The 6816-nt window shown below is 43.0% G+C and carries 15 protein-coding genes; all 15 read left to right on the top strand.

The window, feature by feature from the left end; genetic code table 11:
• Positions 1–141: EF-Tu C-terminal domain-related protein (locus Q1J64_RS12460; RefSeq protein ID WP_483315984.1), on the top strand; the 141-nt coding region annotated here is incomplete at its 5' end.
• A 399-nt stretch (positions 142–540) separates the two neighbouring features.
• Positions 541–849 carry a 30S ribosomal protein S10 gene (rpsJ, locus tag Q1J64_RS12465; RefSeq protein ID WP_301109406.1) on the top strand — a complete coding sequence of 103 codons (309 nt, stop codon included), beginning with the start codon at positions 541–543 and terminating at the stop codon, positions 847–849.
• 34 nt (positions 850–883) lie between these two features.
• Positions 884–1513: a 50S ribosomal protein L3 gene (rplC, locus tag Q1J64_RS12470; protein ID WP_301109407.1), complete on the top strand. Its 630-nt coding sequence runs from the start codon at positions 884–886 to the stop codon at positions 1511–1513.
• Positions 1514–1538: 25 nt separating this feature from the next.
• Positions 1539–2162, top strand: a complete 624-nt coding sequence (gene rplD / locus Q1J64_RS12475; RefSeq protein WP_301109409.1) for a 50S ribosomal protein L4 — start codon at positions 1539–1541, stop codon at positions 2160–2162.
• The gene (gene rplW / locus Q1J64_RS12480) at positions 2162–2446 is read left to right on the top strand and encodes a 50S ribosomal protein L23 (RefSeq protein WP_301109410.1); all 285 of its coding nucleotides are present in this window, start codon (positions 2162–2164) and stop codon (positions 2444–2446) included. Before rplD ends, rplW begins: the two co-directional genes overlap by 1 nt.
• 33 nt (positions 2447–2479) lie before the next feature.
• Positions 2480–3310 (top strand): 50S ribosomal protein L2, encoded by an 831-nt coding sequence (gene rplB / locus Q1J64_RS12485; protein WP_301109411.1) that lies wholly within the window; start codon positions 2480–2482, stop codon positions 3308–3310.
• 60 nt (positions 3311–3370) lie between these two features.
• The gene (gene rpsS, locus Q1J64_RS12490) at positions 3371–3649 is read left to right on the top strand and encodes a 30S ribosomal protein S19 (RefSeq protein WP_301109412.1); all 279 of its coding nucleotides are present in this window, start codon (positions 3371–3373) and stop codon (positions 3647–3649) included.
• A 20-nt stretch (positions 3650–3669) separates the two neighbouring features.
• A complete protein-coding gene (gene rplV / locus Q1J64_RS12495) occupies positions 3670–4014 on the top strand; it encodes a 50S ribosomal protein L22 (protein ID WP_037561627.1) in 345 nt (114 codons plus the stop codon).
• Between the two features lie 3 nt (positions 4015–4017).
• Positions 4018–4674, top strand: coding sequence for a 30S ribosomal protein S3 (rpsC, locus tag Q1J64_RS12500; RefSeq protein WP_301109413.1), 657 nt, complete (start codon positions 4018–4020; stop codon positions 4672–4674).
• A 1-nt stretch (position 4675) separates the two neighbouring features.
• Entirely contained in the window at positions 4676–5110 is a 435-nt protein-coding gene (gene rplP / locus Q1J64_RS12505; protein WP_153722569.1) for a 50S ribosomal protein L16, read from the top strand.
• Positions 5100–5300, top strand: coding sequence for a 50S ribosomal protein L29 (gene rpmC, locus Q1J64_RS12510; protein ID WP_025783856.1), 201 nt, complete (start codon positions 5100–5102; stop codon positions 5298–5300). Before rplP ends, rpmC begins: the two co-directional genes overlap by 11 nt.
• Before the next feature lie 17 nt (positions 5301–5317).
• A complete protein-coding gene (gene rpsQ / locus Q1J64_RS12515) occupies positions 5318–5581 on the top strand; it encodes a 30S ribosomal protein S17 (protein ID WP_153722570.1) in 264 nt (87 codons plus the stop codon).
• Positions 5582–5619: 38 nt separating this feature from the next.
• On the top strand, positions 5620–5988 hold the full coding sequence (rplN, locus tag Q1J64_RS12520; RefSeq protein ID WP_153722571.1) for a 50S ribosomal protein L14: 369 nt from the start codon (positions 5620–5622) through the stop codon (positions 5986–5988).
• A 36-nt stretch (positions 5989–6024) separates the two neighbouring features.
• Positions 6025–6336 (top strand): 50S ribosomal protein L24, encoded by a 312-nt coding sequence (gene rplX, locus Q1J64_RS12525; protein WP_301109415.1) that lies wholly within the window; start codon positions 6025–6027, stop codon positions 6334–6336.
• 26 nt (positions 6337–6362) lie between these two features.
• Positions 6363–6816: 50S ribosomal protein L5 (gene rplE, locus Q1J64_RS12530; RefSeq protein ID WP_301109416.1), on the top strand; the 454-nt coding region annotated here is incomplete at its 3' end.

Raw genomic sequence — 6816 nt, forward strand, 5'->3', positions numbered from 1 at the left:
GAAATGGTTATGCCTGGGGATAACGTTGAAATGACAGTTGAACTGATCTCTCCAATCGCGATTGAAGAAGGTACTAAATTCTCAATCCGTGAAGGTGGACGTACAGTTGGAGCTGGCGTTGTAGCAACAATTACAAAATAATTCATTTTGATCCCGCCCATGTGGCGGGGTTTTTTTATTGGGAAAAAGACCGAAGTGTTGAAAGATACCGATAGGTAGATTTGACGGCGGTTGGCAGCAAATCATATTTACATAAGAGGTCATGCAGACAAATTAAATGAAAAAGACGTACTTTACACGTGCATCTTTTTACGGAAACTGTTAGAATAATAAACGGATTAAAAAATGATTGTAAAACAAAGATTTAATTTCTTCAAAAGGGTTGCACGAAGCTCTTAAGTTATGTATAATGTTGAATGTTGGTCTTTGACTGCGATGAAGCGAGAGGTTGCCGATACACCCGGCCGCTTTGCCATGGCGCGTGTATGGGAAATTTTCGTGGAGAATTGTCTAGAAAATAGGCGAAAGGGAGGGAAAGTAATGGCAAAACAAAAGATTCGTATCCGATTGAAAGCTTATGATCACAGAATGTTGGATCAGTCAGCTGAAAAGATTGTTGAAACGGCTAAGCGTTCTGGTGCTAGTGTTTCAGGTCCAATTCCGTTGCCGACTGAAAGAACAGTTTACACGGTATTGCGTTCAGTTCACGTTTACAAAGATTCACGTGAGCAATTTGAAATGCGTACACACAAACGTTTAATCGATATCGTAAACCCGACACCACAAACTGTGGATGCTCTTATGAAGCTTGATTTACCATCAGGCGTCGACATCGAAATTAAACTATAAAAATAAAACAAACATATTACAGGAGGTGTGACTAATGACCAAAGGAATCTTAGGAAGAAAAGTCGGAATGACGCAAGTATTTGCTGAAAACGGCGATCTAATCCCAGTAACAGTGATTGAAGCTGCTCCAAACGTTGTTCTTCAAAAGAAGACAATTGAAACAGACGGCTACGAGTCAATCCAACTAGGATTTGATGACAAACGTGAAAAGCTTTCAAACAAGCCTGAACAAGGCCACGTAGCAAAAGCTAACACGGCACCTAAGCGCTTCATCCGTGAAGTTCGCGGAGCTGACGTTAGTGCATACGAAGTTGGTCAGGAAGTCAAAGTCGATACATTTGCAGAAGGCGATGTAGTAGACATTACAGGAGTATCAAAAGGTAAAGGATTCCAAGGTGTTATTAAACGCCACGGCTTCTCACGCGGACCAATGACACACGGTTCTCGTTTCCACCGCGCTCCAGGTTCATTAGGTGCGGTAGACGGACAACGTGTATTCAAAGGAAAGAAATTACCTGGTCGTACTGGTGGCAAAACAGTTACGATCCAAAACGTAGAAATCGTACGAGTTGACGCTGAGCGTAACTTGTTACTAGTTAAAGGCAACGTTCCTGGAGCACGCAAGTCACTTGTACAAGTGAAGAGCGCAATTAAAGGGAACTGAGTAAAACAGGAAGGAGGAAATAGGAATGCCTAAAGTATCTGTAGTAAGTCAAACAGGTTCTGCAGTCGGCGATATCGAACTAAACGATGCGATTTTTGGAATCGAGCCGAATGATGCAGTATTATTTGAAGCAATTATTCAGCAACAAGCTTCTTTGCGCCAAGGTAACCACAAGGTTAAAACTCGCGCGGAAGTAGCAGGCGGCGGTCGTAAACCATGGCGTCAAAAGGGCACAGGTCGTGCTCGTCAAGGTTCTATCAGATCACCACAGTGGCGCGGAGGCGGTATCGTATTCGGTCCATCACCACGTAGCTACAGCTATAAAATGCCTAAGAAAGTCCGTCGTTTAGCACTTCTTTCAGCACTTTCTACGAAAGTTCGCGATGAAGAACTAATCGTTGTAGACAACTTAGCATTTGATGCACCAAAAACAAAAGGCTTTGTTAAAGTGCTTGAAGATCTTTCAATCACTAAAAAGGCACTTTTCGTTACAGCTGACCTAGAAGAATCAGTAGCATTATCTGCTCGTAATATTCCTGGAATCAGCGTTGTCACAGCGAATGGAATCAACGTTCTTGACCTAGTCGGACATGATCAGCTCGTTATGACAAAAGCAGCAATCGAAAAAGTAGAGGAGGTGCTTGGTTAATGGAAGCACGTGATATTCTGAAACGTCCGGTCATTACCGAGCGTTCTTCTGAGCAAATGGATCTTAGAAAATATACATTCGAAGTTGATACTCGCGCTAACAAGACGCAAGTCAAGCAAGCGATCGAAGAAATCTTCGGTGTAAAAGTTGAAAAAGTAAACGTTCAGAACTACAAAGGTAAGTTCAAACGTATGGGGAAACATGCTGGTTACACAAACAAGCGCCGTAAAGCAATTGTTTCATTAACAGCTGATTCCAAAGATATCGAACTTTTTGAAGTGTAAGTAACGTACAATAAATGAAGGAGGGAACACAAAATGGCGATTAAGAAGTACAAAGCTACCTCCAACGGACGTCGTAACATGACTTCTTCTGACTTTGCTGAGATTACAACAGACAAGCCAGAAAAATCATTGCTTGAATCAATCAAGCGTAAAGGCGGACGTAACAACCAAGGTAGAATGACAGTTCGTCACCAAGGTGGAGGCCACAAGCGCCAATACCGTGTCATCGATTTCCAACGTCGGAAAGATGGCATTCCAGGACGCGTTGCTACGATCGAATACGATCCAAACCGTTCTGCAAACATCGCATTGATTAACTATGCAGATGGAGAAAAGAAATACATCCTTGCACCAAAAGGATTAACAGTAGGGACTACAATTATGTCAGGGCCTGAAGCGGATATCCGCGTAGGGAACGCACTGCCATTAGAAAACATCCCAATGGGTTCTACAATCCATAACATTGAAATGAAACCAGGCAAGGGTGGACAGTTAGTCCGTTCAGCAGGGACTTCAGCTCAATTACTAGGACGCGAAGGCAAATATGTCATCATTCGTCTACAATCTGGAGAGGTTCGTATGATCCTTGCTACTTGCCGCGCAACAATTGGTCAAGTTGGTAACGAACAGCACGAATTAATCAACATTGGTAAAGCAGGTCGTTCACGCTGGTTAGGCAAGCGCCCAACAGTTCGTGGATCTGTAATGAACCCTAACGATCACCCACACGGTGGTGGTGAAGGACGTACACCAATCGGCCGTCCAAGTCCTGTTACACCTTGGGGTAAACCAACTCTTGGTTACAAGACTCGTTCTAAGAACAATAAATCAGATAAGCTTATCGTTCGCCGTCGTAAAAAATAATGTGATTGCACTGCGGTTCATCGGATGGACCGTAGTACATACTTGGAAGGAGGTTCCAGAATGGGCCGCAGCTTGAAAAAAGGACCTTTTGCAGATGACCATTTACTAAAAAAGGTTGATGCACAAAAAAATGCAGAAAAGAAACAGGTTATTAAAACATGGTCACGCCGTTCTACAATCTTCCCGACTTTCATCGGATTGACGATTGCAGTATATGATGGACGCAAACATGTTCCTGTATATGTTACAGAAGATATGGTTGGGCACAAACTAGGTGAATTCGTACCTACGCGCACATATAAAGGCCATGGTGCCGACGATAAGAAAACAAAACGCTAAATTGAGAGGAGGTTATCCTGATGCAACAAGCTAAAGCATCTGTACGCACAGTCCGTATCGCTTCTCGCAAAGTTCGTTTGGTCGTTGATCTTATTCGCGGCAAGAATATCGGTGAAGCTATGGCTATTCTACGACTTACGCCTAAAGCGGCATCTCCTGTTGTAGAGAAACTTTTGAAATCAGCAATTGCAAACGCTGAGCATAACTACGAAATGGACACAGAAAACTTAATCGTGAGTGAAGTGTTCGTTGATGAAGGACCAACAATGAAACGTTTCCGTCCACGTGCACAAGGTCGTGCAAGTGCGATCAACAAACGTACAAGCCACATCACATTAGTGGTATCTGAGAAGAAGGAGGGGTAATTAGTGGGCCAAAAAGTACATCCTAACGGACTCCGTGTCGGTGTCATCCGTGACTGGGACTCAAAATGGTACGCGGAAAAAGATTACGCGTCCTTATTACATGAAGACTTAAAAGTTCGTGAATACATTGAAAAGCGTCTTGTAGACGCATCAGTTTCAAAAGTGGAAATTGAGCGTGCTGCTAAGCGTGTTAACATTACAATCCACACTGCAAAGCCAGGTATGGTTATCGGTAAGGGCGGTTCTGAAGTAGAAGTACTTCGTAAACAGCTTAACGAAATCACAGGCAAGCGTGTACACATTAATATTGTAGAAATTAAGCGTGCTGATTTAGATGCTAAACTAGTTGCAGAATCTATCGCTCGTCAATTAGAAAGCCGTGTATCATTCCGTCGTGCTCAGAAGCAAGCTATTCAACGCACAATCCGCTCTGGCGCTAAAGGAATTAAAACACAAGTGTCCGGTCGTCTTGGCGGTGCTGACATCGCTCGTGCTGAACACTATAGTGAAGGAACTGTCCCTCTTCATACGTTACGTGCAGATATAGATTATGCACATGCTGAAGCTGATACTACTTATGGTAAGCTTGGCGTTAAGGTATGGATTTATCGTGGTGAAGTCCTTCCAGTAAAGAAGAACTCTGGGGAAGGAGGCAAATAATATGTTAATGCCTAAACGTGTTAAACATCGTCGTGTATTCCGTGGGAAAATGCGTGGTGAAACAAAAGGTGGCGCTACTGTACAATTTGGTGAGTTTGGTCTTCAGGCTCTTGAATCAGGTTGGATCACGAACCGTCAGATTGAATCTGCTCGTATTGCTATGACTCGTTATATGAAACGTGGCGGTAAAGTTTGGATCAATATTTTCCCGCACAAGCCATATACTAAGAAGCCTCTTGAAGTCCGGATGGGTTCCGGTAAAGGTGCTGTAGAAGGCTGGGTTGCTGTTGTTAAGCCCGGTAGAGTAATGTTTGAAATTGCAGGTGTATCGGAAGAGGTAGCTCGTGAAGCACTTCGACTCGCATCTCACAAACTTCCTGTAACAAGCAAGTTTGTAAAACGTGAAGAAATTGGTGGTGAATCTAATGAAAGCTAATGAAATCCGTGACTTAACAACTGCAGAAATAGAGCAAAAAGTGAAATCACTGAAAGAAGAGCTTTTCAACCTTCGCTTCCAGTTAGCGACAGGTCAATTAGAAAACACTGCACGCATCCGTGAAGTACGTAAATCGATTGCGCGCATGAAAACTGTAATACGTCAAAGAGAAATCAGTGCAAATAACTGATGAAGGAGGTTGCAGCCATGACTGAGCGTAACCAGCGCAAAGTATACACAGGCCGTGTCGTTTCCGATAAAATGGATAAAACCGTTACGGTAATGGTAGAAACATACAAAAAGCACTCTTTATACGGTAAGCGTGTAAAGTATTCTAAAAAGTTAAAAGCGCATGATGAGCTAAACGAAGCGAAAATTGGCGATGTAGTTCGTATTATGGAAACTCGTCCATTATCCGCTACTAAGCGTTTCCGTCTTCTAGAAGTCGTTGAAAAAGCGATCATCATCTAATAAGTTTTTAACGCAGACTGCGGAAGGAGGTAGCCTCGATGATTCAACAAGAAACTCGAATGAAAGTAGCTGACAACTCTGGTGCTCGTGAAGTACTTACGATTAAAGTACTAGGCGGTTCAGGCCGTAAAGTAGCCAATATCGGAGACGTTGTTGTTGTTACAGTTAAGAAAGCAACACCAGGTGGCGTTGTTAAGAAGGGTGACGTTGTTAAAGCTGTCATCGTTCGTACGAAAAGTGGAGTTCGTCGTAAAGACGGTTCTTACATCACATTTGATGAAAATGCTTGCGTTATCATCCGTGACGACAAAGGACCACGCGGAACACGTATTTTCGGACCAGTTGCTCGCGAATTGCGCGATAACAACTTCATGAAAATCATTTCACTTGCTCCAGAAGTTCTTTAATTCTAATGACAGAGCCAGTCAAGGAGGTGCGATAGAATGCACGTTAAAAAAGGCGACAAAGTTATGGTGATCTCTGGGAAAGATAAAGGCAAAACAGGTGTGATCCTGACTGCTTATCCAAAAAAAGAACGTGTGCTTGTTGAAGGTATCAATATCGTCAAGAAGCATACGAAACCGAACCAAGAGAACCCTCAAGGCGGAATTGTAAGCCGAGAAGCTGCAATTCATGTCTCAAACGTGATGGTCATCGATCCTAAATCAGGCGAGCCGACTCGTGTAGGTTACAAAGTGGAAGACGGTAAGAAAGTACGTATTGCCAAAAAATCCGGTGAAGCACTGGACAAGTAAGTAAGGCATGAAAGGAGGTCCGACTGATGAGTCGTTTGAAAGAGAAATTCACTAAAGAAATCACTCCTGCTCTGATGAGCAAGTTTGAATATACATCTGTAATGCAAGTACCTAAAGTCGATAAGATTGTTATCAACATGGGTGTTGGTGATGCTGTACAAAATACAAAAGCACTTGACGCTGCTGTTGAAGATCTTGCGACTATCTCAGGTCAAAAACCCGTTATTACAAAAGCTAAGAAATCAATTGCTGGTTTCCGTTTGCGTGAAGGTATGCCTATCGGAACGAAAGTAACACTTCGTGGCGAGCGCATGTACGAGTTTCTTGATAAATTAGTATCTGTCTCACTACCACGTGTACGTGACTTCCGTGGCGTTTCTAAAAAAGCGTTCGATGGCCGCGGTAACTATACACTAGGTGTGAAAGAGCAACTTATTTTCCCTGAAATTGACTTCGATAAAGTATCAAAAGTACGTGGAA

Source organism: Sporosarcina sp. (assembly GCF_029257255.1).
Taxonomy (GTDB): domain Bacteria; phylum Bacillota; class Bacilli; order Bacillales_A; family Planococcaceae; genus Sporosarcina.